The sequence below is a fragment of the Nguyenibacter vanlangensis genome (assembly GCF_013376155.1).
Classification (GTDB): domain Bacteria; phylum Pseudomonadota; class Alphaproteobacteria; order Acetobacterales; family Acetobacteraceae; genus Gluconacetobacter; species Gluconacetobacter vanlangensis.
On record NZ_JABXXP010000789.1, the window covers coordinates 1 to 1,225 of the forward strand.

The 1,225-nt window shown below is 68.6% G+C and carries 2 protein-coding genes and 1 pseudogene; all 3 read left to right on the plus strand.

From position 1 onward, the window contains the following. A pseudogene (locus tag HUK84_RS19050) lies at positions 1-447 on the plus strand (heparan-alpha-glucosaminide N-acetyltransferase domain-containing protein); the annotation flags it as partial. A gap of 48 nt (positions 448-495) precedes the next feature. Then, positions 496-849, plus strand: coding sequence for a DUF2834 domain-containing protein (locus HUK84_RS19055; protein WP_176641622.1), 354 nt, complete (start codon positions 496-498; stop codon positions 847-849). Between the two features lie 50 nt (positions 850-899). Beyond that, positions 900-1,225, plus strand: a 326-nt coding sequence (locus HUK84_RS19060) for an MFS transporter (RefSeq protein WP_374729390.1), incomplete at its 3' end; no start/stop codon positions are given.

Here is a 1,225-nt window from a genome sequence, read left to right on the forward strand (position 1 = left end):
GTACGGGCCGCGCTGATCGCCGGGATGGCCTGCATCGGGGTTGCGGTGGCGCTGCGCTGGAGCGGCATCGGGTCGATCCGTCCGCCGCGCGACGCGTCGTGGCGGGAGTTCGTCAACCTGATCAAATATCCGCCCTCCCTGGTCTATGTCCTGTCGATGCTTGGCGGAAATTTGTGTCTGTTTCACCTGTTTTCCCGACTGTCGGCGACGCGGGATGCCGTTCTGCCGCGTGTGCTGCGCGTGTTCGGCCGGGCGCCGCTGGTCTTCTATGTCGTGCATCTGTGGCTGTTTGCGGTGATCGGGGCGCTGTTTTTCCGCCATGGCACGCATTACGCCGTGGGTCTGGGCGTCTGGCTGGCGGCGCTGCCGGTGCTGTACCGGATCTGCGCCCGGTTCGGCGCGTGGCGGCGCGCGGCGCCTGCCGCATCCTGGCTGCAACTGGTCTGACCCCCGGTCGGGCGGCCTGTTGGACGGCCCATCAGAAGGATCATCGTGATGACGCCGCGCCATCTCTATCTTGCCCTGTGCATCGTGGGCCTGGTCCTGCCTTATGCGGCCTTCGTGCCGTGGCTGGGCGCGCATGGCCTGGCGCCGGCGCTGTTCGTCCGCGACATGGCGGCCAATCCGATCAGCCGGTTCTTCGTGCGCGACGTGGTGGTGTCCGCCGTCGCGTTTCTGCTGTTCGCGCGGCTGGAGGCCCGGCGGCTGGGAATGCGCGGGTGGTGGATCGTGCTGCCGGCCACGCTGGGGGTGGGCGTGTCGCCGGGGCTGCCGCTGTTTCTGTATCTGCGTCAGCGGATTCTGGACCAGTGGATTCTGGACCGGCCTGTGCTTGAATCGCGCGCCTGACCGGCGAACGCGCCTGGGGGAGCGGCGTTCCGGCCCCGGGAGGGTGAGCGATGTCGGAGAATGCGCCGCGTTCGGGCTGGCATGCCGTTCCGCGCGGGGTCTGGACGCTGGGGATCGTGTCGATGCTGATGGATGTCTCGTCCGAGATGATCCATGCGCTGTTGCCCGTCTATATGCTGAACGTCCTGGGCCTGTCCGGGCTGACGATCGGGCTGATCGAAGGGGCCGGCGAGGCGACGGCGTCGCTGACCCGGATCGCCTCGGGCGTGTTGAGCGACCGGCTGGGACGGCGCAAGCTGCCGGCCGCGATCGGCTATGGGCTGGCCGCGTGCAGCAAGCCGATCTTTCCGCTGGCCGGATCGGCCGGGTGGCTGGC

What these genes read in the sequence shown, in the direction of transcription:
- HUK84_RS19055 (WP_176641622.1), top strand. Translation starts at nt 496, where the DNA reads ATGACGCCGCGCCATCTCTATCTTGCCCTGTGCATCGTGGGCCTGGTC.